Genomic DNA, 25,886 nt, shown 5'->3' on the forward strand with positions numbered 1-25,886 from the left:
CGATAGCCCACCATTATCGAGGCGTGCGGCCCGAATTCAACGATTCAAGCCATGGCGCTACAGCGCCCAGGCCACCAATACAGCCAGCTCGGTCAATTCGGTGAGTGCGCCGCAGGTATCGCCGGTCATGCCGCCCAGGCGCCTGACGCAAACCCATCGCCACCATGCGAACACGGCGACCGAGACCAGCAGCGCGCGAATCCCGTGCCATCCCGTGCACAACACCAGCACCGCGGTAGCGATGGCCGCCACAAGGCAGGCCGCGCGGGACGCCTCGGCCAGGCCACTGCCCAGCCCACCGCTGCGCACGTAAGGCGTGGTCATGAAGGCCACGGTAAGCGCGGCGCGTCCCAGCATCGGTGCCACCAACAGCACCACCGAAGGTTGGGCAAGGCTGGCAAGCGCGGCGAACTTCACCAGCAGCACGAGCACCACGGCCGCGACGCCCATCGGCCCGCTGCGGGGGTCTTTCATGATGACCAGCGTGCGCTCGCGATCGCCCAGGCCACCGACCCATGCGTCCGCACTATCCGCCAGGCCATCGAGATGCAGCGCCCCGGTAAGCGCGACCCACGCAGCCAGCAGCAACGCGCCGGCCAGCAGCGGCGGTGCGCCGGAAAGCAGCCATCCAAGCACCCAGAGGCATGCGCCGATCACCAGGCCGACCATCGGATACCACGGCAGCGGCGCCGATGGTGGCGTCGCTTCGTCAAATGCGCGCGCCGGCAAAGGAATGCGCGTAAGGAAGCCGATGGCGGCGAAGAAACCGCGCATCATTCCTTGCCCTGCGCACCCGATGCCGGTACCCACTCCAGCGGATGCAGCGACGCGTGGGGCACTTCGATATTCGCCATGTCGCCGAAATCGCGCTCTTCGGCCTCGCAGCGCAGAAGCCGGATCACGCCGCCGTGCGTGACCACCAGGACACGCTGCGTTTCCGCGGCCACGGCCACCTCGTCCAATGCCGCCGTCGAGCGCTTGCGAAACTGCGCGAACGACTCCCCACCCGGCGGTGGATGCGCCACAGGGTCCTTCCAGAATCGCGCCAGCGCATCGCCCTGCTCTTCTGCCAGGGTCTCGATGGGAACACCCTGCCACTCGCCGAAGTGGTACTCGGCCAGACGCGGATCGACGCGCAATGGCACCCGGCGCGCACCAGCCAGGTCCTGTGCGAATTCAGCGCAACGACGAAGCGGCGAGGTGACGATGGCATCCCAGGTGCGCCCGAAGATCGCGGCACGCAACTGGCTCCAGCCGAGCGAACTGAGTGGATCATCAAGCTGACCACGATAGCTGCGCTGCCCGGTGTCGCCGTGGCGCAACAGGTCGATGCCGACGTGCTTGCCGATCATGCGCCGCTCACCCCCGCCTGCGCGAAGGTCGCCATGCGCGAATGGAGTTCGCACGCCAGGCGCATCAACGGCACGGCCGTGGCGGCGCCACTACCCTCGCCCAGGCGCAGGCCAAGGTCGAGCAGCGGATCGGCATCCAGTGCGGCAAGCAGTCGTGCATGGCCACGCTCACGCGAGCGGTGCGCGAAGAACATCCAGTCGCGAGTCGAAGGATTGATGCGCACGGCAGCCAATGCCGCCGCCGTGGTGATGAAGCCATCCACCAGCACCGGAATGCCGCGTTGCGCCGCTCCGATGTACGCACCGCACAACGCCGCGATTTCGAAACCACCCACGCGCCCCAGCCACGCGAGCGCATCGTCGTCGGACGGATAGAGCGCGAGCGCCCGTTCGATCACCGCGGCCTTGTGCTGGATACCTGCCGCATCAAGACCGGTACCTGCGCCAGCGAGTGCGCCAGGCGATTCACGCAACAAGCCGCACGCCAGCGCCGCAGCCGACGTGGTGTTGGCAATGCCCATCTCGCCACCAATGAAAAGCTTTGCGCCCGCTTCCTGCGCAAGCTGCGCACTGTCCGCGCCGGCGGCCAAGGCACGCTCCAGTTGCAGCGCGCTCATGGCAGGGCCTTCGCAGAAATTGTTCGTTTGCGCCGCGATGATGGCGCGACGCACGTTGGGCAATTCGCCAGGATCGTTCACCGTGCCCAGGTTCACCACTTCCAGCATGGCACCCAGACTGCGCGCCAGCACGCTGATGGCGGCGCCACCGCTGGCGAAGTTGCGGATCATCTCGCCCGTGACCACCTGCGGAAACGCGGACACACCTTCCGCCGCCACGCCATGGTCGGCCGCGAACACGCTGATCCACACCGACTGCACGGCGGGCGTCGTCACGTGTTGCATGCTGGCGAGTCGAACGGCCACGGCCTCCAGAGCCCCCAGCGAGCCCGGTGGCTTGGTCAACTGCGACTGATGTTCCAGCGCGCGCAGTCGGCTCGCTTCGTCAATGGCGAAACAGGGTTCGGTCAGCCAGTCGTGGCTCATGCAAGGCTTCCTTTGAGAGGCATCGGCAATCCGGCGGCCACAAACACCACGCGCTCGCATTGGGTAGCGAGCGCCTGGTGCAGCCGTCCGGCTTCATCCACAAAACGTCGTGTCAGCTCGCCCATGGGGACAACGCCCAACCCCACTTCGTTGCTGACCATCACGACCTGCCCCTTCAGCGAAGGCAGCAGATGCAGCAGCGCGTCGCGCTCCAGTTTGAAACGTTCGTCATTCGGCATGGCCAGCAGGTTGCTGAGCCACAACGTGAGGCAATCCACCAGCACGCAACAGCCGGGGCGCGCATGGGCGGCGAGCGCGGCAGCCAACGACAGCGGCTCTTCCACGCAGTGCCAGTGCGTCGGGCGCTGTGCTCGATGGTGTGCGATGCGCGCAGCCATCTCGTCGTCGTGCGCCTGCGCCGTGGCGATATAAACCACCTCGTGTCCCGATGCCGCCGCCAGTTGTTCGGCAAACGCGCTCTTGCCGGATCGGGCGCCACCAAGGATCAGCGTTCGCATGATGTGGACTCCTTCGCCAGATGCAGCAGTTGAAGCAACGCTGACGTATCCAGATGCGCTTCCACCGCATCGGCCACGCGATCGATGGCGGCTTCGCGAATCGCGCGCATGTCGAGCGGCGCAGCGTCACGCAGGCCGGCCCAATGGAGCAATGCGTTCAGTGCCTGCGGTTCATCAAACAGGCCATGTACGTAAGTGCCGACGATTCGACCATCCGGCGACAGTGCTCCGTCAGGTTCACCCGAACCCAGGATGCTTGCCGGTTGCTCCAACGCTTCACCGCGACTCACGCCGCAGTGGATCTCATAGCCGCTCACCCGCGCATCTCCCAGGGCCAGTCTTCCCTCCACGCGGCGCAATTGCTTGCGCGCTTCCAGCGTGGTTTCCATCGGCAACCAACCCAATGCTTCGCTCGAGCCCGGCGTGCTCTCGACACCCAGCGGATCATGCACGAATCGCCCCAGCATCTGGAAGCCACCGCAGATGCCGATGACCTTGCCGCCATATCGAAGGTGTCGCGCAAGCGTTTCGTCCCAGCCCTGCGCACGCAGCCACGCCAGGTCGTCGCGCGTGGACTTCGAACCGGGCAACACGATCAGGTCGGCAGGCGGATGCGTTTCGTCCGGTCCCACGAAGCGCAGGTCGACATCCGGGTGCAAGCGCAACGCGTCGAAGTCGGTGTGATTGCTGATGCGGGGCAACGCAGGCACCAGCACGCGCAGGCGCGCGTTGACGTTGCTGCGCACATCGCGCGGCAGCGCATCCTCTGCTTCCAGCTCAAGGCCGTGCAGATAGGGCAAAACACCAAGCACGGGTTTTCCGGTCTCGCGTTCCAGCCAGTCCAGGCCGGGCTGCAACAAACCGATATCACCGCGAAAACGGTTGATGACGAATCCCGCCACGCGATTGCGCTCGCTCTGCGAGAGCAAGGCGAGCGTGCCTACCAGGTGAGCGAACACGCCACCGCGGTCAATGTCGGCAATCAGGATGACCGGGCAATCCATTGCCTCGGCATAACCCATGTTGGCAATGTCACGGTCGCGCAGGTTGATTTCCGCCGGGCTGCCCGCGCCTTCCACCACCACCGCGTCGTACTGCGCCACCAGACGATGGTGCGAAGTGAGCACGGCATCCATCGCGAGACGCTTGTACTCGTGGTAATGCCGCGCATCCATGTTGGCCACGGCCTTTCCGTGCACGATCACCTGCGCGCCAATATCGCTGTTGGGCTTGAGCAGGATCGGGTTGAAATCGGTATGTGGCTGCAAGCCGGCCGCCTGAGCCTGCACGGCCTGCGCGCGACCGATCTCGCCACCGTCCACCGTCACGGCAGAATTCAGCGCCATGTTCTGCGGCTTGAATGGCGCCACCGCCACGCCCTTGCGGCTCAGCCATCGGCACAAGCCTGCCACCAGCGTGCTTTTGCCCGCATCAGAGGTGCAGCCTTGCACCATCAGCACGCTCGCGGTCATGGCGCATGCTCCTTCATGTCGAGCAAATGCAGTGCCTGCTCCAGCTTCGCGAAACCAGCATCATCGGGTGGCAATCCAAAGCGCAGGCTTGCCGGTGCCTCGAACAGCCGCGTGAGAATGCCCTGCCTCGCGAGCGCAGCATGCACGTCGCCGGCTCGCTCATCGCACCACCATTGGAAGAACGCACATCCCGCCGTCGGTACCAGGCCGCGACGCGCCAGCACGCCCGCAAGACGCTCACTTGCCTTATGCAGCCACTCGCGCGCCCGCACTTGCCATGCGTGATCGGCGAGCGCCTGCTTGACCACGACACGCGTGGGCCCCGTCAATGTCCACGGCCCCAGCCGCTCGCCCAGCGCCTCCAGCTGTGCGGGATGGGCCGCCACAAAACCGGCGCGTGCTCCAGCAAGCCCGAAAAACTTGCCGGTGGAGCGAAGCACGATCAGTCCTTCGCGATGCGCTTCGCCGCACAGGCTATCCTGCGGCGTGGCGTCCATGAACGCCTCATCCACCACCAGCCATCCGCCGCGCGCCGCGAGGTTTTCGTGACATGCCAGCAACGCATCGCGGGTGAAGCGATCGCCAGCGGGATTGTTGGGATGGATAAGCACGATCACGTCGAAGCGCGATGCATCGTCCAGAAGCACGCTGGCCGGCGCCGTTTCAACAACATGTCCGGCGCGACGCCATGCATGCGCATGTTCGTTGTATCCCGGCGAGATCACACCGACACGAGAACGGGAACGCAAATCCGGCAGCGCCTGGATGGCTGCCTGCGAGCCCGCGACGGGCAACATGTGTGTCGAGCCGTAATACGCGCAGGCGGTTTCCACCAAGCCATCATCGTCTTCCGGCAGACGCTGCCAGGCCGAGGCAGGCAAGTCCGGCACCGACCACGCGAAAGGACTGATGCCCGTGGACAGATCCAGCCATTGCGCAGCCGGAATGTTGTAGATGCGTGATGCGCGCAGCAAGCGTCCGCCGTGCTCAAGCATGACGTGCTCCCTGGACGACCCAGCCAAGCAGGAGCATCACCGCGAGCCACAGCAGCACGCTTCGTCGCACCAGCTGCCACGCGCGTTCGATGGTATGCGCATCCGGCAAGTTGCCTTCACCCAACGCGGGACGCGGCTCCCACACACCGTCGTAGGGCGCGGCACCACCAAGGCGCACGCCGAGCGCACCCGCGCCCGACGCCATCACCGGTCCGGCGTTGGGGCTGTCCCATTGCGGCGCCTGCGTGCGCCAGCATCGCCACGCACGTGACGCGTCGCCCAACAACACGTAACTCAGTGCGGTGAGCCGCGCGGGGATGAAATTCAAGACATCGTCGATGCGCGCAGCGGCCCAGCCGAAGTTTTCGTAACGCGCGTTGCGATAGCCCCACATCGCATCCAGCGTGTTGGCAAGCCGATAGAGCACCGCACCCGGCGCTCCGAGCACGGCAAACCAGAACAGTGCGCCAAACACCGCATCGTTGCCGTTCTCCAGCACTGATTCGGTGGCTGCCGCCGCCACCTGCGCATTGTCGAGCGCCAGCGTGTCTCGACTTACCATGCGTCCCACGGCGTCGCGCGCAGCAAGCAGATTTCCGCTTTCCAACGCACGCGCCACCGGCAACGCGTGGTCGCCAAGGCTGCGAAGACCCAGGGTGAGATAAAGCAACACGGTGTCGAACAGGAAAGACAACCAGCGCACCTCATGACGCAACGACGCGGACAGCCACCACGCCACAGCCACTGGAGGGATCACCGCCAGCATCCACGCAAGCACACCCGCGTACCGGCGACCCTGGTACACGCGCGATTCAATACGGATGGCGAGACGTCCAAACATCACCAGCGGATGCGCACGCCGGGGCTCGCCGAGCCACGCATCCAGCAACACCGCCGCCGCCATGGCCAGGGCCGTCATCATGGCCGGAACAAGGCCAACGCCGCTTGCGGGTTCGATGGAAAATACAGGTGCATGAAGCTGGCAGTGAAACGATTTCGCCGATAGATCCCTTCGCGGCTCGGGCCACCGTCGGGATTGCTGGCCATGGCCAGCGGCTCCTCACCGATCTGCGCCAGCGCGTAATGGAAGGTGTGCCCGCGCAATGCGCCTTCAGGCAAAGCCACCGATTGCATGCCGAGGCCGCCCAGGCGAGCCTGCATGGCGGCGTGTCCACGCAACAGGCCGGCCATGGGAAACGCGACACCATCGGTTCCCGCCAACGCGTCCAGCGCGTAAAGCATGCCGCCGCATTCAGCGAGCAAGGGGCGACCGGCATTCACGTGAGCATGCAATGCATGGCGCAATGCGTCGTGCTGCGACAGTGCCGGCAGGTGAAGTTCGGGATATCCACCCGGCAGCCATGCGGCATCGCATTCGGGCAGCGCATCGCCGGCCAGTGGCGAGAAGAAGCGCAGCTCCGCGCCGGCTTCGCGCAGCAGGTCGAGATTGGCCGGATAGAGAAAGCAAAACGCCGCATCGCGCGCAATCGCGATGCGACAGCCACGCAGGTCTGTCGGCACCGACGCTTTCGCCTGCGACTGAAACGCAATGGCTGGCGGAAGTTCCTTGCTCGCATGCTTGCCCCAGGCATCGGCCAGGGCATCCAGTCGCACATCCATGTCGTCGAGCTCGCTGGCAGCCACCAAGCCCAGGTGTCGTTCGGGGAGCGCCAGCGCGGCATCGCGCGGGAGTGCGCCCAGCCAATGGAGGCCAGGGGGCAAACTGCCCTCCAACAATTGCGCGTGGTAAGCGCTGCCGATGCGATTGGCGGCCACGCCGTGCACGCGCAGACCGTCGCGATAACGCGCGAGTCCCAGCGCCAATGCACCAAACGTCTGCGCCATCGCCGAGCCATCGATGACGACCAGCACGGGCAAGCCGAGACGCTCGGCCAGGTCCGCACTCGACGTGCCACCGTCGAAAAGACCCATCACGCCTTCGACCAGGATCAGGTCCGCCTCGGCAGCCGCGGCGTGCAAACGAGCGCGCACATCGGCCTCGCCGTTCATCCACAGATCCAGCTGATGGACCGGCGCACCGCTTGCGCGCTCCAGCACCATCGGATCGAGGAAGTCCGGGCCAGTCTTGAAGACGCGCACGCGCTTGCCCTGCCGGCTATGCCAGCGTGCCAGCGCCGCCGTCACCGACGTCTTGCCCTGCCCCGACGCTGGTGCCGATACCAGTAACGCGGGACAGGAAGCTGGCGTGCCGATCATCGATGACTCCGTGAATTCAAACGTGGGCGCAACACCTGCGACTTACAGCTCGATGCCTTTCTGAGCCTTGATGCCGGCCTGGAAGGCATGCTTCACCAGGCGCATCTCCGTCACCGTATCGGCCAGCTCGATCAACGCGTCCGGCGCACCGCGACCCGTGATCACCACGTGTTGCTGCGGCGGGCGCGCCCGCAGCGCATCGCACACCCGCGCGACGTCGATATAACCCTTCACCAACGCGATGTTGAGTTCATCCAGGAGAACGAAGTCGATGGACGCGTCGGACAACATCGCTGCGGCGACCTGCCACGCAGCCTCGGCTGCCTGGATATCGCGCGCCTTGTCCTGCGTCTCCCACGTGTAGCCTTCGCCCATCACGTGGTAGTTCAGCTCATCGGGAAAGCGACGAAAGAAGGCTTCCTCGCCCGTGGAAAAACTTCCCTTGATGAACTGCACCACGCCGCAGCGAAATCCATGACCGAGCGAGCGGGCGAGCATGCCGAACCCGGATGAACTCTTGCCCTTGCCGTTGCCCGTATTCACCACCAGCACGCCACGCTCGATGGTGGCGCGGGCGATCTTGCGGTCCACCAGTTCCTTCTTCCGCTGCATGCGCTCGCGGTGGCGATCTTCCGCACCGGCCGATGAAGGCTGATTACTCACGCTCAGGCTTCCTTGCGATGCGTGAAGGAGGACGATGCGAGGCGCAATGCCACGGCATGCAGCGCCAACGCTACAGCGACATAGCTCATGGTGGTGCGCACGAACAGCGGACCCCACTGCCACAGGCGCGAGAGGTATTCGGTCATGTGCGGATTGGCGTAGCGGCCGCCCAGCCAATAGAACGAGCCATTGGAGATGGCAAACGAAAGCGACGCAGCCACAAACGCCACTGCAAAAGCGACGACAAAGGACGTGGCTCGCTGATCCATGCGCGGCGCGTACCAGCGGCCGGCATACCAGAGCACGGCATATGCCAGCGGCAGGAAGGAATAAGCCAGCGTGACGCAGAAATTGCTGACGCCCGCGTAGCTGATGGAGATCCAGTCCAGCGCAACGGCAAGCAGAACCATCGTCACAAACGTCCAGTGGCGACGAAGGTAAAGACCGCCAAGAAAGAACACTGCCATCGATGCGTCAGGTAGATGCAGCAGGTCGCCGAAGTGCTTGAAGCGCGTGGCAATCATCACCGCCACGAGAACCAGCCACAGCGCCTTGAAACGGGAACCGGAGAGTGCCTTCATGAAACGACTCCTGATCGATCCATCACGAACGAGCCGGGCCCCTTGCGGAGCCCGGCTTCACGGTTTACTGCGCCGGCTGATAACGCAGGGTCAACATGTAGTTACGACCCGGCTGGTTGTAGTACCAGGCGGTCTCGTAGTTCTTGTCGAAGGCGTTGTTGAGCGCGAGCTGGAGCTTGAGATCCTTCGTGAGCGCGTACGCCACGCGCAAATCGGCAATGGCGTAGGCACCCAGGGGATGCGTGTTGGCCAGGTCGTCGTAACGGCGGCCTGAGTAGAACCACGTGCCACCCACGCTGAAGTCGCCGAAGTTGCGGTCGATGTCGATGTTCGCAGTGTCACGTGCTCGACGCGGCAGCAGGTTGCCCTTGTAGGCCGCCGATTGATCAATAGGATCAAGCCAGGTGGCCGTGCCCGTTACCTGCCAGCCCACCACCTTCGTGCTCACCACGGCTTCGGCGCCGCGGATGCGCGCCTCGTCCACGTTACCCGGCGCCTGCGTGGCGGCGTCGTAGGTGATGAGGTCGGTGACTTTGTTCTGGAACGCGTTCAGCGACCAGTAGCCCCAGCCGTACGTGCCGCGCAGGCCCAGTTCGAAGTTCTTCGAACGCTCCGGCTTCAGATCCGGATTGCCGTAATACGGGTAGTAGAGATCGTTGAAGGTCGGCGCCTTGAACGCGGTGCCGTAGCTGGCGGTAAGGCGAAGCGTCTGCGTGAAATCCCAGCCCCAAAGCAGGCTGCCGGTGTTCTTGCTGCCGAACTGGCTGTTGTCGTCGTGGCGCACGCTGGCCTGGACCGACTGGCTGCCGAACGTCTGCTGCCACTGCGCGAATACGCCACGATTGATACGGCTATCCACCGGGATATCGGTGAGGGCATTGACGTATTCGGTGGTGCTTTCCACATGGTCGCGCTGCCAGTCGAAACCGGTGCTCAGCAGGCCGCCCCAGAAGCCGATATCCGCCTGCAGCGAAGCGACGTCACGGTGCGTGTCGAAACGGTCGACGTAGTCGCCCTGGTAAAAGTCCTTGCTGAAATCGCCGCTGGTACCTGCGTTGAGGGTGAGCTTGACGTTGTCAGCCGGACGATAGTGCACGCTGCCACCCACCACCTGCGTGGCGCTCTCGTCAGAGTCGGTGTACGTGCCGTCGTAGTAGTTGTGACCTTCGGCGCGGAACAGGCGCACATCCGCATCCCACTGGTCATCGAACTTGTAGCCGCCCTGCACGGTGGCCGAGGTATTGCGGTAGCCATCCTTGTCAGGCTGGTCGGCAAAGCACGCCGCACCTACTTCCGCCGCGCCGACGCGACACGAGTTGATGCCGTGCGTCTGATCGTGCGACACCTCCACCGAATACCAGCCGTTGCCGCTCTTGCCGGCAAAGCCCGCCGAACCGTTGAGCGTGCTGTAGCTGCCCACGCCCAGGCTGAAAGACGGTACGAATGCGCCCTCCGGGCGACGGGTAAAGATCTGGATCACGCCACCGATGGCTTCCGAGCCATACAGGCTGGAGAACGGACCACGCACGATTTCGATGCGCTCGATCTGGTCGACCGGAATGTCCTGCAATGCCGCCGTGCCCAGCGTGGCCGAGCCGATCTTGATGCCATCAATCATCACCAGCACGTGATCCGATTCGGTGCCGCGCAGGAACGCGCTGGTCGCCTTGCCCGGGCCGCCATTGTTGGCGATCTGCATACCGGGCGTGCCACGCAGCAGGTCGGCCAGCGACGAGGGCTGCAAGCGTTCGATATCCGCGCGATCGATCACGGTGATTGCCGACAGCGTCTGGTCCTGCGTCTGCTCGGTACGCGTGGCAGTCACCACGACGCTGTCGAGATTGGTGGTGGTGTCGTCCGCAAACGCGGGCGCAATAACGGTGAAAAGCGCCGCTGCCAGGACGGAGCGACGGATGGTGGAAATTCGGATGGCCAAAGCATTGCTCCTCAACCGCGCCTGCCCGCGCGGAACGCTTGGATAAGGACAGGCGGAAGGATGCGTGGCTGCCGTCAGAGATACGGCACCCATGACACGGCCCACCGCCTGTCTGGTCGTACCTCAAGGCCGGTCTCCGGGCTCGCGGGCGAAGACGCTGACGTCTTCCGGTCCGACGCCTTCCCGTGCGCTTGGCACAGTGGCTATATGTCGTTCCGTCGATCCCCTCTGGATCGCGCTCGCCTACCGTTGCGGGGGCAGCTCCGGACTTGGCACTGATGCACCTCACCGGATTCCCGTTTCAACCTCCAGCCGACTGGCTGGGGGTCACCTCAGGCGGGGCGAATGGTAGCAGAGAGGGGGCGTGGGGCGATTTGGGGTCTGGGGGCACGCGATGCGATGTGCAGCGAAGCTGCACGAGCCGTCAGGCCGGCTCTTGACCTTGGGCCCCCTGTGCGGCGGTGAGGGGTGGACGATCAGGCCCGCAGGGGGATCGGCACGGATGCCGATCCCTTTTCGCCCGGGCAGGATGCCCGGTCGAAAAGCCCGGCCGCCCCTCACGGACTGGCTGGGCTGCAAGCCCAGACAGCGCCAAGTGGGGGTGCCTTTTCTTTTGGTTACTTTTCTTTGGGTATGCAAAGAAAAGTGACCCGGCCTCCGGCAGGAGGTCGGAAGCCCGCGGCAGGCGAGCCAGGTCGCGTAGGGATCGCAAAAGAGCCGAAGAGCAAAGTCACTGGATGACCGGCCCTTCGGCCGTTGAAAAGCGCCTCCCGCCTTCGCGGGAATGACGGTGAGGAATAGAGACCCCATCGCGAGGATGACGGTGAGGGATTGGACATCAGGGCCAGGATGACAGCGCGGGATAGAAACGCTCCCGCGAGCACCCACCCCTCACCCCAACCCTCTCCCCGGAGGGGAGAGGGAGCCAAGCGCTCGCCCACGACGAAATCAGCCACAGCAAAAACTCGACCGTCGCCCAAAGAAAACGCCCGCCCCATTTCCACAGGACGAGCGCTTCTCCAAAACAGTGACAACGAAGCTTTACTGCGTGCGGAAGGCCAAATGCCCCTGCTCCGCCTCCACCACAATGGTGGCGCCCGCCTGGAACTTCCCTTCCAGTATCTCCCTCGCCAACGGATTCTCCAGTTGCTGCTGGATCGCCCGCTTCAACGGTCGCGCGCCGTACACCGGGTCGAAGCCCACGTTGCCCAGCAAATCGAGCGCCTTGTCACTGATCTCCATGCGCAGCTGCCGTTCGGCGAGGCGTTTCTCCAGGTAAGTCAGCTGGATCAAGGCGATCTTGCGGATCTGCTTCTTCTCCAGCGGGCGGAACACCACCAGCTCATCGAGTCGGTTGATGAACTCGGGGCGGAAGTGAGCCTGCACCACGCCCAGCACCGCCGCCTTCATCTGCACGTAGTCGGCTTCGCTGTCGCCCGAGTGCTCCTGGATCATCTGCGAACCCAGGTTGGAGGTCATCACGATGACGGTGTTGCGGAAATCCACCGTGCGACCCTGGCCATCGGTAAGGCGACCGTCGTCCAGTACCTGAAGCAGGATGTTGAACACATCCGGATGCGCCTTCTCCACTTCGTCCAGCAGGATCACGCTGTACGGACGGCGACGCACCGCTTCGGTGAGGTAACCGCCTTCTTCGTATCCCACGTAGCCCGGAGGCGCGCCGATGAGCCGGCTCACGGAGTGCTTCTCCATGAACTCGCTCATGTCGATGCGCACCATCGCATCCTGCGTGTCGAACATGAATTCGGCGAGCGCCTTGCACAGCTCGGTCTTGCCCACGCCGGTGGGGCCAAGGAACAGGAACGAGCCATACGGACGATTGGGATCGGAAAGGCCGGCGCGGGCGCGACGAATGGCGTCGGACACGGCACGCACGGCCTCGTCCTGGCCGACCACGCGCTTGTGCAGGGCATCTTCCATGTGCAGCAGCTTTTCGCGCTCGCCTTCCAGCATCTTGTTGACGGGAATACCCGTCCAGCGCGAGACGACCTCGGCGATTTCCTCCTCGGTCACGCGGTCCTGCACCAGCTTGAAATCCTGTTTTTCGGCGGCCTGCGCGGCTTCGAGCTGCTTTTCCAGTTCCGGCAGCTTGCCGTACTGGATCTCGCTCATCTTGGCGTAGTCCTGGCGACGCTGGGCGGCTTCCAGCTCAAGGCGAGCCGCCTCGATCTGCTCCTTCACCTTGGTCGCCCCTTGCAACGCGGCCTTTTCGGACTTCCAGATCTCGTTGAGGTCGGAGAACTCGCGCTCCAGCTTCTCAATGTCCGATTCCAGGTCGGCGAGGCGCTTCTTGGATGCGTCGTCGGTTTCCTTCTTCAGCATCTCGCGCTGGATCTTCAGCTGGATCAGGCGACGCTCCAGGCGGTCGAGTTCTTCCGGCTTGGAATCGATTTCCATGCGGATGCGCGACGCCGCCTCGTCCATCAGGTCGATGGCCTTGTCAGGCAGCTGGCGATCCGGAATGTAGCGATTGGACAACGTGGCCGCGGCGACGATGGCCGGGTCGGTGATTTCCACGCCGTGGTGCACCGCGTAGCGCTCCTTCAGTCCACGCAGGATCGCGATGGTGTCTTCCACGCTCGGCTCGCCGACATAGACCTTCTGGAAGCGTCGCTCCAGCGCGGCATCCTTCTCGATGTACTTGCGGTATTCGTCCAGCGTGGTGGCGCCGATGCAATGCAGTTCGCCGCGCGCCAGCGCAGGCTTGAGCATGTTGCCGGCGTCCATGGCGCCATCGGCCTTGCCGGCGCCCACCATGGTGTGCAGTTCGTCGATGAACAGGATGATCTGGCCTTCGTTCTTGGCCAGGTCGTTGAGGACCGCCTTCAGGCGCTCTTCGAATTCACCACGGAACTTGGCGCCTGCAATCAGCGCGCCCATGTCGAGCGCGAGCACGCGACGGTCACGCAGGCCTTCGGGCACTTCGCCCTTCACGATGCGCTGCGCCAGGCCTTCGACAATGGCCGTCTTGCCCACGCCGGGTTCACCGATCAGCACCGGGTTGTTCTTGGTGCGACGCTGCAGCACCTGGATGGTGCGGCGGATTTCCTCGTCGCGGCCGATCACCGGATCGAGCTTGCCCGACTCGGCCCGGGCCGTAAGATCGATGCAATATTTCTCCAGCGCCTGCCGCTGGTCTTCAGCGTTCTCGCTTTGCACCTTTTCGCCGCCGCGCAGCTTCTCGATCGCGGCTTCCACGTTGGCCTTGGTGGCACCGGCGGCCTTCAGCGCCGCTCCCAGTTCGCCCCGCTCTTCCACTGCGGCCAGCACGAACAGTTCGCTGGCAATGAACTGGTCGCCGCGCTGCTGCGCCAGCTTGTCGGTGAGGTTGAGCAGGCGCGTCAGTTCGTTGCCGACGTGCACGTTACCTTCCTGCCCGCTGACGCGCGGCAGGCGCTCGACCATTTCATTCACGCGCTGGCGCAGCGTGGGCACGTTGACCTGTGCCTGCGTCAGCAACGGCGCCGTCGAGCCGCCCTGCAGGTCGAGCAGCGCGGCCATGACGTGCACGGGTTCGAGCATGTTGTTGTCGCGACCAACGGCCAGCGACTGTGCGTCGGCCAATGCCTGCTGAAAACGCGACGTGAGTTTGTCCATTCGCATTGGGTTGTCCCCTCGATCAATAGGATCTGGCGGCCCCGCCGCCACTGGCACCAGAGATGCGGATCGCACGCGCGTGATTCAACCCGCGTCAACGTAAGGTGTATGTCTTTTTCTTCAGTTCGTGTTTGGCCACCCATAGGTCGCCTTCACATTCGCCTTGATAGTCTGCGCCACGTGCTATCCCCCGTGCCCCAAGCTGCCATGCCCGCCCAACTGCCCCTGCCGGCGCCGCCTTTGCCTGGCGTGGATGATCGTTGGGCGCTGTTCCTCGATGTCGACGGAACGCTGCTCGATTTTGCCGACCACCCTGATCAAGTTTGCGTGGACTCCCGTCTGCGCGAATTGATGGAAGACCTCTACGGCGCGCTCGATGGCGCGCTCGCCCTGGTGAGCGGCCGCGGCCTGGACGATCTCGACGATCTGTTCGGCCATCCGCCGTGGGCCATGGCCGGATTGCATGGACTGGAATTGCGAGGCATGGACGGCCGCTACCGTGGCGTGCACATCGGCGCGAGCCGCCAGACGCTGGTGCGCAACATCGCCGGTTCGGTGGCGGCCGAACTTCCCGGAGTCATGCTCGAAGACAAGGGCATGGCCGTCGCCCTGCATTGCCGCACTTCGCCGCAGATGTTCGACCGCCTGCGCCAGCGTGTGCAGGACGTGCTGCCGTCGCTGGCCGGCTACGAGATGCAACCGGGCAACCTGGTGATCGAACTGAAGCCCGAAGGCATGGACAAGGGATCGGCCGTGGCCACGCTGATGTCCGCCTGGCCATTCCAGGGACGTCAGCCCGTTTACGTGGGCGACGACCTCACCGACGAACATGGTTTCGCCACCGCCAACCTCCAGGGCGGTTTGAGCGTGCGCGTGGGTTCCCGCGAACCGAGCGTCGCCCGCTATTCGCTGCCGGAGCCCGCCGCCGCGCGAGCCTGGCTGTTCCGCGTGCTGCACGCGCTCAAGCATGGAGCCCTTTCACATGCCCACTCCTCAGCCTCAGGAGGAAACCACTGAATCCAGCAACACCCGTTCCAGCCTGGAACTGGGTGTCATCGGCAACGGCAGTGTTGCCGCACTGATCGACGGACGCGGACGCATCGTCTGGTGCTGCCTGCCGCGTTTCGATGGCGATGCGACGTTCTGCTCGCTGTTGTCGCCACAGTGTGAAGGTGGCGACTGGGCCATCGAGCTGGAAGACCTGGAACGTACCGAACAGCACTACATGCCGAACACGGCCGTGCTGGTGACACGCCTGTACGATCGCCATGGCTCAGGCCTGGAAATTGTCGACTACATGCCGCGTTTCCGTGCGCGCGGACGCTTCTACCACCCCGTATTGCTGGCACGGCGCGTGCGGCCCATCGGTGGCTCACCGCGCATTCGCGTACTGCTCCGACCGCTCTGCAAATACGGCAGCGAGGTGCCGCAGACCACGTCGGGAAGCAATCACATCCGCTTTCTGCTCGATGGCGTGGTGCAACGCCTGACCAGCGACGTGGCGTCCATCATGATCGAGCGGGGGCTGCCGTTCTTTCTCGAAAAGCCCGCGCATTTCGTGTTCGGTCCGGACGAAACGCTTACCGACAATCCCGCCGATTTCATCCATCACACGCTGGAAAGCACGCTGGCCTACTGGCGCGAATGGGTACGCAATTTGTACGTGCCTTACGAATGGCAGGAACCGGTGATCCGCTCCGCCATCACGTTGAAGCTGTGCCAGTACGAAGCGACGGGCGCCATCGTCGCCGCGCTCACCACGTCCATACCCGAATCCGCCGATTCCGGGCGCAACTGGGATTACCGCTACTGCTGGCTCCGCGACGCCGCCTTCACCGTGCGCGCACTCAACCGTCTCGGCGCCACCCGGAGCATGGAGGAGTACATCCGCTACGTCTTCAACCTGGTCGCCTCCGACGGCGACCGCGAGATCGGACCCGTGTTTGGCATCACCTTCGAACATCAGCTGCCCGAAACACAGGTGGAAAGCCTTGCCGGCTATCGCGGCATGGGGCCGGTGCGCGTAGGCAACGATGCGTGGCGACAACGGCAGAACGATGTGTACGGATCGGTGGTGCTCGCCTCTGCACAGATTTTCTTCGATAGACGCCTGGAACATCCCGGCGACGAACTCACCTTCCGCCGGCTCGAACGCATGGGTGAAATCGCGCTGCGCGTGGCGGAGACGCCCGATGCGGGTTTATGGGAATACCGCGGCCGTGCCGCCGTGCATACCTATTCCGCCGCCATGTGCTGGGCGGCATGTGATCGACTGGCGCACATTGCCACGGAACTGGGCCTGGACGAACGTGCACGCTACTGGCACGACGAGGCCGTGGCGCTGCACGCACGCATCGAAGTGCACGCATGGAATGAAAAACTCGGCACGTTCGTTGACGCCTACGATGGCGAACACCTGGACGCCAGCCTGTTGCTGCTGGCCGACATCGGTTTCGTGGACGCCATGGACCCGCGCTTCATCGCCACGGTGGATGCCATTGGCACGGCGTTGGGACGCGGCGACTATCTGTTCCGTTACATCGCGCCCGACGACTTCGGCGCACCGGAAACCAGCTTCAACATCTGCACGTTCTGGTACATCGAGGCGCTCGCCGCCACGGGTCGCAAGGAGCGTGCGCGCCTGATGTTCGAAAACATGCTGTCGCAGAGAAACCCGCTGGGCCTGCTGTCGGAAGACATCGCGCCGGTCAATGGCGAGCACTGGGGCAATTTTCCGCAGACCTACTCGATGGTGGGTTTGATCCAGGCTGCCATGCGGCTGTCGCGACGATGGGAGGACGCAATGTGATGATGGTAGGACGCAAGAACGATCAGGGACGATTGATCGTGGTTTCCAATCGTGTGGCTTTGCCCGACCAGACCGCCACCGGCGGCTTGGCCTCGGCCATGAGGGCCGCCCTGCAGGAACGCGGCGGCGTGTGGTTCGGCTGGAGCGGCAAAGTGGCGCGGCAGACGGCCGGCGAGGTGCACCGGCAGAAAGACGGACCGGTGGAATACGCGACGATTGATCTTTCCCGGACCGACCATGACGACTTCTACGACGGTTTCGCCAATCGCACCTTATGGCCGTTGCTGCATTACCGGCCCGATCTGGTCGATTACGACCGCAAGCATCTGGCCGGCTACCTGCGCGTCAACAATCTTTTCGCCGAACAGCTGATGTCGCTGATCCAGCCGGACGACCTGGTGTGGATCAACGACTATCACCTGATCCCCCTGGCCGCCATGTTGCGCGAGCGCGGCCTGCGCAATCGCATGGGGTTCTTCCTCCATACGCCGCTGCCTGCGGCGAGCCTGCTGATTGCGCTGCCGCATCACCTGGAACTGCTGGAGACGCTGGCGAGCTACGACCTGGTGGGCCTGCATACGCCGCGTGATCGCCGCGCACTCGACGAATATTTCCTCTACGAAGTCGGTGCCACCATGCGTCGCGACGGGCGCATCCGCACTCCTGAGGGGCGTACGTTTCGCGCCGAAGTGTTCCCGATTGGCATCGACACGGCGCACGTGGCGGAAACAGCGAGCCATGCCGACGAGCAGGAGGAAGTGCACGCGCTGAAGGAAAGCCTGCAGGGGCGCGCGCTCATCATTGGCGTCGACCGGCTGGACTATTCCAAGGGCCTGCCCGAGCGTTTCCATGCCTACGACCGCTTGCTGCAGCGCTCGCCGCAACTGCACCGCAAGGTGAGCTTCCTGCAGATCGCCCCGCCGTCGCGTGGCGGCGTACCGGAATACCGGCAGATTCGTCGCGAGCTGGAACGTTTGGCTGGCCACATCAACGGCGTTTACGCAGCGCCGGATTGGGTGCCGGTTCGCTACGTCAACAATTCCTACCCGCACAGCCTGCTCAGCGGCTTCTACCGGCGTGCACGCGTGGGACTGGTGACGCCATTGCGCGACGGCATGAACCTGGTTGCGAAGGAGTACGTGGCAAGCCAGGACCCGGAAGACCCCGGCGTGCTCGTGCTGTCCCGTTTTGCCGGTGCCGCGCAGGAGTTGCGCGACGCCTTGCTGGTCAACCCGGCGGATACCGAAGAGCTGGCCGAGGCACTGGGCGTGGCGCTGGAAATGCCTCTGCACGAACGGCGCACGCGCTGGCGCCGCATGATGGATGTGCTGGAAAAGCAGGATGTCACGGCCTGGCGCAACGCCTTCCTGCGGAGATTGGCGGAATAAGCGTGCCTTCGGTGTTACCCGCTGGAGGATTCAGCCTTCCAGCCAGATCAGGCTGGCGAAACGCCCACTCTGCGCACCGTCGCGGCGATAGGAATAGAAACGGTCGTCGGTGCGCGTATCGAACCCGCCGCCATGCACGCTGGCCACGCCCGCTTTCTCCAGGCGACGGCGCGCGAGCCAGGCCAGGTCGCACAGCCAGTGTCCCGGTCGCGTGGCTTCGAAACCTTCCGCTGCATCCGCATCGAGCGCAATGAACGCATCACGCACTTCGGCGCCCACTTCGTAGCTCGCCTTGCCGATGCACGGCCCGAGCCACGCCATGACCTGCGAGGGGGGCACCTGCAACGAATGCACGGCAGCCTCCAGCACCCCGGCCTGCAGGCCGCGCCAGCCGGCGTGCGCGGCGGCGACGGCGCGACCGTCGGTGGTGCAGAACAGCGCGGGCAGGCAATCCGCGGTGAGGATGGCCAAGGGCTCGCCAGCGTGGCGAGTAACCGAGGCATCGGCACGCGGCTCCTCGGTGTCATCGAGTCGGTCCACGTCGACGACATCCACACCGTGGACCTGCTGCAGCCAATGCGGATCGCGATCCAGTACCAGCGCCGTACGGACGGCGGCGCGATTGGCGACCACGGCCGCCGGTTCATCACCGCAGCGGGCGCCCAGGTTGAAGCGGCCCCAGGGGCCGTCGGAAACACCGGGCCCCTCCCGGGTGGTCACCGCTGCCCGCACGTTGGCCGGGGCGGGCCAGCGCGGGACAACCCAGTTGCCACCCAGGCTCACCGCCAATCGTCCGGATCGGCCTGGGCGGCGTCGGCGCGCAGGGCGTCGATCAGGGCCTGCTGGTCGGCCGGGCGTTCCGCGCTGAAGGACAGCGGCTCATGCGTCACCGGGTGTTCGAAGGCCAGGCGCTCGGCATGCAGCGCCTGTCGGCGGAAGCCGCGCAAGGCCGCCACCAGCTCCGGCGAAGCGCCCTTGGGCAGCCGCAGGCCGCCGCCGTAAAGCGGATCGCCGATCAGCGGATGGTTGATATGGGCCATGTGCACGCGAATCTGGTGCGTGCGGCCGGTTTCCAGGCTGCACTGGATCAGGCTATGGGCGCGGAAGCGCTCGCGCAGGCGGTAATGGGTGACGGCACGCTTGCCGTCCTCCTCGTCACGGACGGCCTGGCGCAGGCGGTCACCCATGTGGCGGCCGATCGGCGCATCCACCGTGCCGCCAGCCACCAGGGTGCCCAGCACCACGGCTTCGTACTGGCGCTCCACGTCGTGGCGCGAAAGCATGTCCACCAGCGCCGTATGGGCGGGCAGGCTCTTGGCGACCACCATCAGGCCCGAAGTGTCCTTGTCCAGGCGGTGCACGATGCCGCCGCGGGGCAGCTGAGCGAGCTTGGGGTCGTGGTGAAGCAAGGCGTTCAGCACGGTGCCGGCGCTATTTCCTGCGCCCGGATGCACCACCAGACCCGCCGGCTTGTTCAGCACCAGCACGTGGTCGTCCTCATGGACGATGTTGAGAGCGATGGCCTCCGGCTCCAGCTCCACTTCGGTCTCAAGTTCCGCTTCCAGCTGGACTTTTTCCCCGCCGCGCAGCAGCTGGCGAGGTGGCGCAACCACGCCATCCAGCGTCACCGCGCCGGCCTTGATCCAGGCCGTGAGACGCGATCTGGAATAGTCCGGGAACATCTCGGCCAAGGCTTGGTCGAACCTCCGACCTGCCGCGGACAGGGGCACCGTGGCCTCGTGGCGGATCGTCGTCATGGCCGATTCCCCGGGTACCCGGCGGTTTCGGCTATCATCCCTTTTCGCTCAAACATCTGAACCCTTCTCATGCGCGTAACCAAGCTGCAGGCTTTCAAAGTCTTTGTCGTGCTCGCCATCGTCTTTTCGATGAGCGCATGCTCGATGTTCCACCACAAGAGGGACACCAACGATACGCTTCCGGTGGACAAGCTTTACGCCAAGGCGCATGACTCGATGGAGCACGCCGACTATTCGGCAGCCACCAAAGCGTACCAGCGACTGATCGCGCGTTTCCCGTCCGGCGAATACAACGAGCAGGCCCAGCTTGATTTGGCCTACTCGCAGTACAAGGACAACCAGCCGGACGACGCTTATTCCACGATCAACCGCTTCATCAAGACGTACCCGACGCAGAAACATGTCGATTATGCCTATTACCTGCGCGGCCTGATCAATTTCGATCGCACCGGCGGCGCCATGGAGCGCCTGCTGCAGCGCGGCGACGCGGCCCAGACGCGCCGCGACCAGGGCTTCAACCTGAAGTCGTTCGACGACTTCTCGGAGCTGTCGCGCCGCTTCCCGGACAGTGCCTACACCGCCGACGCGCGCCAGCGCATGATCTACCTGCGCAACGTGCTGGCGCAGTTCGAGATCAACGTGGCCGAGTACTACCTGCGCAACAAGGCCTACGTGGCCGCTGCCGACCGCTCGCAGTACGTCATCGAGCATTATCAGCAGGCACCGCAGACCGGCGACGCGCTGGCCATCCTCACCCGCAGCTACCTGGGCATGGACCAGAAGAACCTCGCCGACCAGACGCGCCAGGTGCTGGCCCTGAACTACCCGGATCACCCGTACCTGAAGGATCCGAAGTGGCCGCATCCGCCGTCGACGATCCGCAAGATGATCCCGTTCTCGGGCCATCACTAAGACGGTGAGTCGGTCGCATGCGCGACCTGTAAAGGGTTAGTCGGCCGCTGTACGGCCTGGAAGTGAAAAAAGCCGGTGCTTTGGAGCACCGGCTTTTTCTTTGACCGCTTTACAGCTTTACAGCCGGCAAGGCCGGCGACTGACCCTTTACAGGCCGCACAGCGGCCGACTAACGCGCGCTCACTTCCAGCCCGAGGTGATCGGATAACGACGTTCGCGCCCGAACGCACGCGTCGTCACACGCGGGCCCGGTGCCGACTGACGGCGCTTGAACTCGTTGATCAACACCAGGCGCACCACGCGGCGCACGGTGTCGGCGTGGAAGCCCTGCGACGTGATCTCCGCCTGCGATTCCTCGCCTTCGATGAAGCGCGCGAGGATGGCGTCCAGCTCATCGTAGGGCGGCAACGAATCCTGGTCGGTCTGGTTGTCGCGCAGTTCGGCCGAGGGCGGGCGATCGATGACGGCGGATGGGATGAACTCCGGCTCGCCGTTGCGCGCGGCATGCATGTTGCGCCAGCGCGAGAGGCGATACACCACGGTCTTGTAGACGTCCTTCAGCGGCGCGTATGCGCCGCACATGTCGCCGTAGAGCGTGGCGTAACCCACCGCCATCTCGCTCTTGTTGCCGGTGGCCAGCAGCAGGCGGCCATGCTTGTTGGACAGGGCCATCAGGGTGACGCCGCGCGTGCGCGACTGCAGGTTTTCTTCCGTGGTGTCCGCGGCCTTGCCGGCGAACGCGGGGGCAAGTGCACCCAGGAACGCATCGACCATCGGCTCGATGTTGATGATGTGGTACTCCACACCCAGCTTTTCCGCCTGATCACGCGCGCCATCCAGCGACAGCTGTGAGGTGTAGCGCGTGGGCATCATCACGGCCGTCACGCGGTCGGCACCCAGCGCATCCACGGCCAGCGCCAGCGTCAAGGCGGAGTCGATGCCGCCGGAAAGCCCAAGCAGCACGCCCGAAAAACCGTTCTTGTCGATGTAGTCCCGAATGCCGCGCACCAGCGCCGCGTACAGCGTCGCCTCGATGGAATCATCAGCAGTGGTCGGCCAGTTGTCGGCGCGCAGCGTGCGTGTCTCGCTGTCGAACTCGGCCCACAGCATGGCATCGACGAAATGCGGTGCGCGGGCAGCAATACTGCCATCCGCATTCACCAGCATGGAGCCACCGTCGTACACCACTTCGTCCTGGCCGCCGACCATGTTGACGTAAGCGATGGCGCAACCCGTTTCCAGCGCGCGTGCGATCAGCACTTCCTCGCGCGAGGACTGCTTGGCGTCGTCAAAGGGCGACGCGTTGATCACCACGATCAGCTCCGCTCCGGCAGCGGCCGCCTGGGCGGCGGGTTCCATTTCCCAGATGTCTTCGCAGATCAGCATGCCCACGCGCACGCCGTCGATCATCGCCACGGCGCTGTCGCGGCCAGGGCGAAAATAGCGCTTGTCGTCGAATACGCCGTAGTTGGGCAGCGCCTGCTTGTGCGTGGTCAGCTCGATGGTGCCGCCACGCAGCAGGCTGGCCGCGTTGTACACCTCGCCCTCGCTGTGGGGATGACCGACCAGCGCGGCCACGCCATTGGTGGCGCCGGCCAGTGCATTGAGCTCGCATTGGCACGCCGCGAGGAAACTGGGGCGCAGCAGCAGGTCTTCCGGCGGATAACCGCTGAGGGTGAGTTCGGGAAAGGCCACCAGCGCCGCGCCGCCATCGCGCGCCTGCGCCAGCAAATCACCCACCTTGGCCGCATTGGCCGCAACCGCGCCTACCGGGAAATCGAACTGGGCCAGCGCGAAGCGTAGGGAAGACATACCGTGGGGATCCGTTGCCTGGGGAATCCCATTGTAACCGAGCACCCGCAAGGGCTTGCCCGGGACGGCACCCCGCAGGAATCAGGCCACCGGCTGGCGAAGCAGCATCGCGGCCAGCACGAGCATGAAGATCGCCACCGCCACGTCGAATACGCGCCACGCCCGCGGACTGCGGAACACGGGCAACAACAGGCGGGCGCCATAACCCAGCGCCAGGAACCAGGCCACGCTGGCCGTGGATGCACCCGCCGCGAACAGCCAGCGCGCCTCTCCCTCGTAGTGCGTGGACAAGCTGCCCAGCAGCACCACGGTATCCAGATACACGTGCGGATTGAGCAAGGTGAACGCCAGACATGCCAACACCACGCGGCCGCGACTCAGCGTGCCATCGCCGACGGGTTGCAGGCCGCTCTCGCCCTGCCAGGCACGCCGCAGCGCCATGGCGCCGTACGCCGCCAGGAACGCCGCACCGGCAAAACGCAGCCACTGCAGCAAGCCGGGATGCTGTTGCACCACTAGTCCCATGCCGCCCACGCCAAGCAGGATCAGGCTGACGTCGGCCACCACGCAAACGGCCACCACCGAACCCACAAAATGCCGCTGCAAGCCCTGGCGAAGTACGAACGCGTTCTGCGCGCCAATGGCGATGATCAGGCCCGCGCCTGCGGCGAGGCCGGCCAGGTAGGCCGTGGAAATCATGGGAATATCCTCCGAAAGCGCCCTACTGTGACGTAGACGTCCGGTTCAGTAAAACTAATTATCTTTACACCGATTAAGAAATTCTGAATTTGTTGCCCGTAGCTGCGCAGAGGGAAACCTATCCATGAGCCTGCTCAATCCCCAGCTCACTGCCTTTGCCGCCGTACTGGCCGAGGGAAGCTTCGACTGTGCGGCGCAACGCCTTTCCTTGACGCCTTCTGCCATCTCCCAGCGCGTCAAGGCATTGGAAGATCGCCTCGGCCAGGTGCTGATTCTTCGCCGCACGCCGTGCGAAGCCACCGATGCAGGCGAGCGCCTGCTGCGCAGCGTGCAACAGATGCGACTGCTGGAAGCGGAGACGCTGAACGACTTCCATGTCGGCGCTGAAAGCAGCGGCCCCACCACGGTCTCCATCGGCGTCAACGCGGACTCGCTCGCCACCTGGTTCCTCACCGCGCTGGCACGGCTGCACGACGAGCACTCGCTTCTGTTCGACATCCGGGTGGAAGACCAGGACCACTCGACCCGCCTTTTGCGTGATGGCTCCGTGCTCGGCGCCATCACTGCCGATGCGCAGCCTGTGCAGGGCTGCAGCGTGAAGAAGCTGGGCGTGATGCGCTACCTGCCCGTGGCCTCGCCCGCATTCGTCAAACGTCATTTTGGCCATGGCGTGAACGCCGCTTCGCTTGGCCAGGCGCCCATGCTGGTGTTCAACCGCAAGGACGCGCTGCAGTGGCGCTTCATCCATGGCGTGACCCGCGCCAGGCTCGCGCCGCCCGTGCACTACGTGCCCTCTTCCACCGCGCTCGTGGAAGGTGCCGCGCTGGGTCTTGGCTGGGCCATGGCGCCCGAGTCGATGCTGGACAAGCATTTTGCGGAAGGAACGTTGACGCCGATCGCACCCGGTCGGTCGCTGGATGTTCCGCTGTACTGGCAGTGCTGGTCGATCCGCTCGACGACGCTGGCGATCGTCACGGAGAAGTTGTTGCAGGCTGCTGCCGGTGGATTGCGTCAGCGTCGATAGAGCCGAACGTTTTGGCTCCTTGCGGGAGCCCACTTTGTGGGAGCGCACCCTGTGCGCGACTGTCCCTGTACCCAGCTTATCCATGAGCCTGCTCGCGAAGGGCTGTCGCGCACAGAGTGCGCTCCTACAACAGCGAGCCAGGCGCGTGGCGACCATGCAAAGAAAAAGGGCCGCATCGCTGCGGCCCTTTTCGTATCGGTTGTGAAAACCCGAATTACTTCTTCATCAGACCGGCGAGGGTCTTGCCGAGGTCGGCCGGGGACTTCACCGTGGTGACGCCCGCCTTCTCCAGCGCAGCGAACTTCGCCGCTGCCGTGCCCTTGCCGCCCGAGATGATGGCGCCGGCATGGCCCATGCGCTTGCCCGGAGGGGCCGACGCACCGGCGATGAACGACACGACCGGCTTGGTGACGTATTCGCCGATGAACTCGGCGGCGTCTTCTTCAGCCGAGCCGCCGATTTCGCCGACCATGATGATGCCTTCGGTCTGCGGATCGTCCTGGAACATCTTCAGGCAGTCGATGAAGCTCAGGCCGTTGATCGGGTCGCCGCCGATGCCGATGACCGTGGACTGGCCCAGGCCTTCGTTGGTGGTCTGGAAGACCGATTCGTACGTCAGCGTGCCGGAGCGCGAGACGATGCCGACCTTGCCCGGCATGTGGATGTGACCCGGCATGATGCCGATCTTGCACTCGCCCGGGGTGATGATGCCGGGGCAGTTCGGCCCGATCAGCACGGTTTCCGGATGCTGTGCCAACACGTTCTTCACGCGCAGCATGTCCAGCACCGGGATGCCTTCGGTGATGGCCACGATGACCTTGATGCCAGCATCGATGGCTTCGAGGATCGAGTCAGCCGCGAACGGCGGCGGCACGAAGATGACGGACGCGTCGGCGCCGGTTTCATCGACGGCTTCGGCGACCGAGTTGAAGACCGGCAGGCCGATGTGCTCGGTGCCGCCCTTGCCCGGGGTCACGCCGCCCACGACCTTGGTGCCGTAGTCCAGCGCCTGCTGCGCGTGAAAGGTGCCCTGCTGGCCGGTGAAGCCCTGCACGAGGACCTTGGTGTTCTTGTTGACGAGAACGCTCAT

General features: G+C 64.6%; 22 protein-coding genes and 1 riboswitch. Of the genes, 5 read left to right on the forward strand and 17 right to left on the reverse strand.

Annotation, left to right across the window (positions count from 1 at the left end; genetic code table 11):
- Positions 1 to 57 precede the first annotated feature (57 nt).
- The 12 genes from DK366_RS03505 to clpB form a co-directional block, all read right to left on the reverse strand.
- Positions 58 to 777, reverse strand: a complete 720-nt coding sequence (locus DK366_RS03505; RefSeq protein WP_109124123.1) for an adenosylcobinamide-GDP ribazoletransferase — start codon at positions 775 to 777, stop codon at positions 58 to 60.
- Entirely contained in the window at positions 774 to 1,352 is a 579-nt protein-coding gene (locus DK366_RS03510; protein ID WP_109124124.1) for a histidine phosphatase family protein, read from the reverse strand. The genes DK366_RS03505 and DK366_RS03510 overlap by 4 nt, the downstream gene beginning before the upstream one ends.
- Positions 1,349 to 2,395 carry a nicotinate-nucleotide--dimethylbenzimidazole phosphoribosyltransferase gene (gene cobT / locus DK366_RS03515; protein ID WP_109124125.1) on the reverse strand — a complete coding sequence of 349 codons (1,047 nt, stop codon included), beginning with the start codon at positions 2,393 to 2,395 and terminating at the stop codon, positions 1,349 to 1,351. The genes DK366_RS03510 and cobT overlap by 4 nt, the downstream gene beginning before the upstream one ends.
- Positions 2,392 to 2,913: a bifunctional adenosylcobinamide kinase/adenosylcobinamide-phosphate guanylyltransferase gene (gene cobU / locus DK366_RS03520; protein ID WP_109124126.1), complete on the reverse strand. Its 522-nt coding sequence runs from the start codon at positions 2,911 to 2,913 to the stop codon at positions 2,392 to 2,394. The genes cobT and cobU overlap by 4 nt, the downstream gene beginning before the upstream one ends.
- Positions 2,901 to 4,385 carry a cobyric acid synthase gene (locus tag DK366_RS03525; RefSeq protein WP_109124127.1) on the reverse strand — a complete coding sequence of 495 codons (1,485 nt, stop codon included), beginning with the start codon at positions 4,383 to 4,385 and terminating at the stop codon, positions 2,901 to 2,903. The genes cobU and DK366_RS03525 overlap by 13 nt, the downstream gene beginning before the upstream one ends.
- Complete coding sequence (gene cobD / locus DK366_RS03530) at positions 4,382 to 5,380, reverse strand: threonine-phosphate decarboxylase CobD (RefSeq protein ID WP_109124128.1); 999 nt, start codon at positions 5,378 to 5,380, stop codon at positions 4,382 to 4,384. The genes DK366_RS03525 and cobD overlap by 4 nt, the downstream gene beginning before the upstream one ends.
- On the reverse strand, positions 5,373 to 6,299 hold the full coding sequence (gene cbiB / locus DK366_RS03535) for an adenosylcobinamide-phosphate synthase CbiB (protein ID WP_232820897.1): 927 nt from the start codon (positions 6,297 to 6,299) through the stop codon (positions 5,373 to 5,375). The genes cobD and cbiB overlap by 8 nt, the downstream gene beginning before the upstream one ends.
- Positions 6,299 to 7,594, reverse strand: a complete 1,296-nt coding sequence (locus DK366_RS03540) for a cobyrinate a,c-diamide synthase (RefSeq protein ID WP_198651412.1) — start codon at positions 7,592 to 7,594, stop codon at positions 6,299 to 6,301. Before DK366_RS03540 ends, cbiB begins: the two co-directional genes overlap by 1 nt.
- Positions 7,595 to 7,639: 45 nt before the next feature.
- Complete coding sequence (gene cobO, locus DK366_RS03545; RefSeq protein ID WP_109124278.1) at positions 7,640 to 8,266, reverse strand: cob(I)yrinic acid a,c-diamide adenosyltransferase; 627 nt, start codon at positions 8,264 to 8,266, stop codon at positions 7,640 to 7,642.
- Positions 8,263 to 8,841, reverse strand: coding sequence for a hypothetical protein (locus tag DK366_RS03550; RefSeq protein ID WP_109124131.1), 579 nt, complete (start codon positions 8,839 to 8,841; stop codon positions 8,263 to 8,265). The genes cobO and DK366_RS03550 overlap by 4 nt, the downstream gene beginning before the upstream one ends.
- Before the next feature lie 64 nt (positions 8,842 to 8,905).
- Positions 8,906 to 10,777, reverse strand: a complete 1,872-nt coding sequence (gene btuB / locus DK366_RS03555; RefSeq protein ID WP_109124132.1) for a TonB-dependent vitamin B12 receptor — start codon at positions 10,775 to 10,777, stop codon at positions 8,906 to 8,908.
- Between the two features lie 109 nt (positions 10,778 to 10,886).
- Positions 10,887 to 11,127: riboswitch (cobalamin riboswitch) on the reverse strand.
- A gap of 691 nt (positions 11,128 to 11,818) precedes the next feature.
- Positions 11,819 to 14,401, reverse strand: coding sequence for an ATP-dependent chaperone ClpB (clpB, locus tag DK366_RS03560; RefSeq protein WP_109124133.1), 2,583 nt, complete (start codon positions 14,399 to 14,401; stop codon positions 11,819 to 11,821).
- 201 nt (positions 14,402 to 14,602) lie between these two features.
- On the opposite strand from clpB, the gene otsB reads away from it, so the two are divergent.
- The 3 genes from otsB to otsA are packed head-to-tail and all read left to right on the forward strand — an operon-like array spanning position 14,603 to position 18,592.
- Positions 14,603 to 15,412, forward strand: a complete 810-nt coding sequence (gene otsB / locus DK366_RS03565) for a trehalose-phosphatase (protein WP_157956438.1) — start codon at positions 14,603 to 14,605, stop codon at positions 15,410 to 15,412.
- Positions 15,378 to 17,204, forward strand: coding sequence for a glycoside hydrolase family 15 protein (locus DK366_RS03570; protein WP_109124135.1), 1,827 nt, complete (start codon positions 15,378 to 15,380; stop codon positions 17,202 to 17,204). The genes otsB and DK366_RS03570 overlap by 35 nt, the downstream gene beginning before the upstream one ends.
- Entirely contained in the window at positions 17,204 to 18,592 is a 1,389-nt protein-coding gene (otsA, locus tag DK366_RS03575; RefSeq protein ID WP_109124136.1) for an alpha,alpha-trehalose-phosphate synthase (UDP-forming), read from the forward strand. Before DK366_RS03570 ends, otsA begins: the two co-directional genes overlap by 1 nt.
- 30 nt (positions 18,593 to 18,622) lie before the next feature.
- On the opposite strand, the gene pgeF is transcribed toward otsA, so the two are convergent.
- Together pgeF and rluD are read right to left on the reverse strand one after the other, a co-directional pair.
- Complete coding sequence (pgeF, locus tag DK366_RS03580) at positions 18,623 to 19,369, reverse strand: peptidoglycan editing factor PgeF (protein ID WP_109124279.1); 747 nt, start codon at positions 19,367 to 19,369, stop codon at positions 18,623 to 18,625.
- A gap of 2 nt (positions 19,370 to 19,371) precedes the next feature.
- On the reverse strand, positions 19,372 to 20,349 hold the full coding sequence (rluD, locus tag DK366_RS03585) for a 23S rRNA pseudouridine(1911/1915/1917) synthase RluD (RefSeq protein WP_109124137.1): 978 nt from the start codon (positions 20,347 to 20,349) through the stop codon (positions 19,372 to 19,374).
- A gap of 69 nt (positions 20,350 to 20,418) precedes the next feature.
- On the opposite strand from rluD, the gene DK366_RS03590 reads away from it, so the two are divergent.
- Complete coding sequence (locus tag DK366_RS03590) at positions 20,419 to 21,261, forward strand: outer membrane protein assembly factor BamD (protein WP_109124138.1); 843 nt, start codon at positions 20,419 to 20,421, stop codon at positions 21,259 to 21,261.
- A 180-nt stretch (positions 21,262 to 21,441) separates the two neighbouring features.
- Here DK366_RS03590 and DK366_RS03595 read toward each other — a convergent pair whose 3' ends face one another.
- Together DK366_RS03595 and DK366_RS03600 are read right to left on the reverse strand one after the other, a co-directional pair.
- Positions 21,442 to 23,073, reverse strand: a complete 1,632-nt coding sequence (locus DK366_RS03595; RefSeq protein WP_109124139.1) for an NAD+ synthase — start codon at positions 23,071 to 23,073, stop codon at positions 21,442 to 21,444.
- A gap of 81 nt (positions 23,074 to 23,154) precedes the next feature.
- Entirely contained in the window at positions 23,155 to 23,772 is a 618-nt protein-coding gene (locus DK366_RS03600) for a LysE/ArgO family amino acid transporter (RefSeq protein ID WP_109124140.1), read from the reverse strand.
- Positions 23,773 to 23,896: 124 nt separating this feature from the next.
- Here DK366_RS03600 and DK366_RS03605 point away from each other — a divergent pair, with 124 nt between their 5' ends.
- Positions 23,897 to 24,796 carry a LysR family transcriptional regulator ArgP gene (locus DK366_RS03605; protein WP_109124141.1) on the forward strand — a complete coding sequence of 300 codons (900 nt, stop codon included), beginning with the start codon at positions 23,897 to 23,899 and terminating at the stop codon, positions 24,794 to 24,796.
- 214 nt (positions 24,797 to 25,010) lie between these two features.
- Here the strand turns inward: DK366_RS03605 and sucD are convergent, their stop codons facing one another.
- Positions 25,011 to 25,886 carry a succinate--CoA ligase subunit alpha gene (sucD, locus tag DK366_RS03610; protein ID WP_109124142.1) on the reverse strand — a complete coding sequence of 292 codons (876 nt, stop codon included), beginning with the start codon at positions 25,884 to 25,886 and terminating at the stop codon, positions 25,011 to 25,013.

The organism is Dyella sp. C11, from assembly GCF_003121485.1.
GTDB lineage: Bacteria > Pseudomonadota > Gammaproteobacteria > Xanthomonadales > Rhodanobacteraceae > Dyella.

What these genes read in the sequence shown, in the direction of transcription:
- DK366_RS03505 (WP_109124123.1), bottom strand. Translation starts at nt 777, where the DNA reads ATGATGCGCGGTTTCTTCGCCGCCATCGGCTTCCTTACGCGCATTCCT.
- DK366_RS03510 (WP_109124124.1), bottom strand. Translation starts at nt 1,352, where the DNA reads ATGATCGGCAAGCACGTCGGCATCGACCTGTTGCGCCACGGCGACACC.
- cobT (WP_109124125.1), bottom strand. Translation starts at nt 2,395, where the DNA reads ATGAGCCACGACTGGCTGACCGAACCCTGTTTCGCCATTGACGAAGCG.
- cobU (WP_109124126.1), bottom strand. Translation starts at nt 2,913, where the DNA reads ATGCGAACGCTGATCCTTGGTGGCGCCCGATCCGGCAAGAGCGCGTTT.
- DK366_RS03525 (WP_109124127.1), bottom strand. Translation starts at nt 4,385, where the DNA reads ATGACCGCGAGCGTGCTGATGGTGCAAGGCTGCACCTCTGATGCGGGC.
- cobD (WP_109124128.1), bottom strand. Translation starts at nt 5,380, where the DNA reads ATGCTTGAGCACGGCGGACGCTTGCTGCGCGCATCACGCATCTACAAC.
- cbiB (WP_232820897.1), bottom strand. Translation starts at nt 6,299, where the DNA reads ATGACGGCCCTGGCCATGGCGGCGGCGGTGTTGCTGGATGCGTGGCTC.
- DK366_RS03550 (WP_109124131.1), bottom strand. Translation starts at nt 8,841, where the DNA reads ATGAAGGCACTCTCCGGTTCCCGTTTCAAGGCGCTGTGGCTGGTTCTC.
- clpB (WP_109124133.1), bottom strand. Translation starts at nt 14,401, where the DNA reads ATGCGAATGGACAAACTCACGTCGCGTTTTCAGCAGGCATTGGCCGAC.
- otsB (WP_157956438.1), top strand. Translation starts at nt 14,603, where the DNA reads ATGCCCGCCCAACTGCCCCTGCCGGCGCCGCCTTTGCCTGGCGTGGAT.
- DK366_RS03570 (WP_109124135.1), top strand. Translation starts at nt 15,378, where the DNA reads ATGCCCACTCCTCAGCCTCAGGAGGAAACCACTGAATCCAGCAACACC.
- otsA (WP_109124136.1), top strand. Translation starts at nt 17,204, where the DNA reads ATGATGGTAGGACGCAAGAACGATCAGGGACGATTGATCGTGGTTTCC.
- rluD (WP_109124137.1), bottom strand. Translation starts at nt 20,349, where the DNA reads ATGACGACGATCCGCCACGAGGCCACGGTGCCCCTGTCCGCGGCAGGT.
- DK366_RS03590 (WP_109124138.1), top strand. Translation starts at nt 20,419, where the DNA reads ATGCGCGTAACCAAGCTGCAGGCTTTCAAAGTCTTTGTCGTGCTCGCC.
- DK366_RS03595 (WP_109124139.1), bottom strand. Translation starts at nt 23,073, where the DNA reads ATGTCTTCCCTACGCTTCGCGCTGGCCCAGTTCGATTTCCCGGTAGGC.
- DK366_RS03600 (WP_109124140.1), bottom strand. Translation starts at nt 23,772, where the DNA reads ATGATTTCCACGGCCTACCTGGCCGGCCTCGCCGCAGGCGCGGGCCTG.
- DK366_RS03605 (WP_109124141.1), top strand. Translation starts at nt 23,897, where the DNA reads ATGAGCCTGCTCAATCCCCAGCTCACTGCCTTTGCCGCCGTACTGGCC.
- sucD (WP_109124142.1), bottom strand. Translation starts at nt 25,886, where the DNA reads ATGAGCGTTCTCGTCAACAAGAACACCAAGGTCCTCGTGCAGGGCTTC.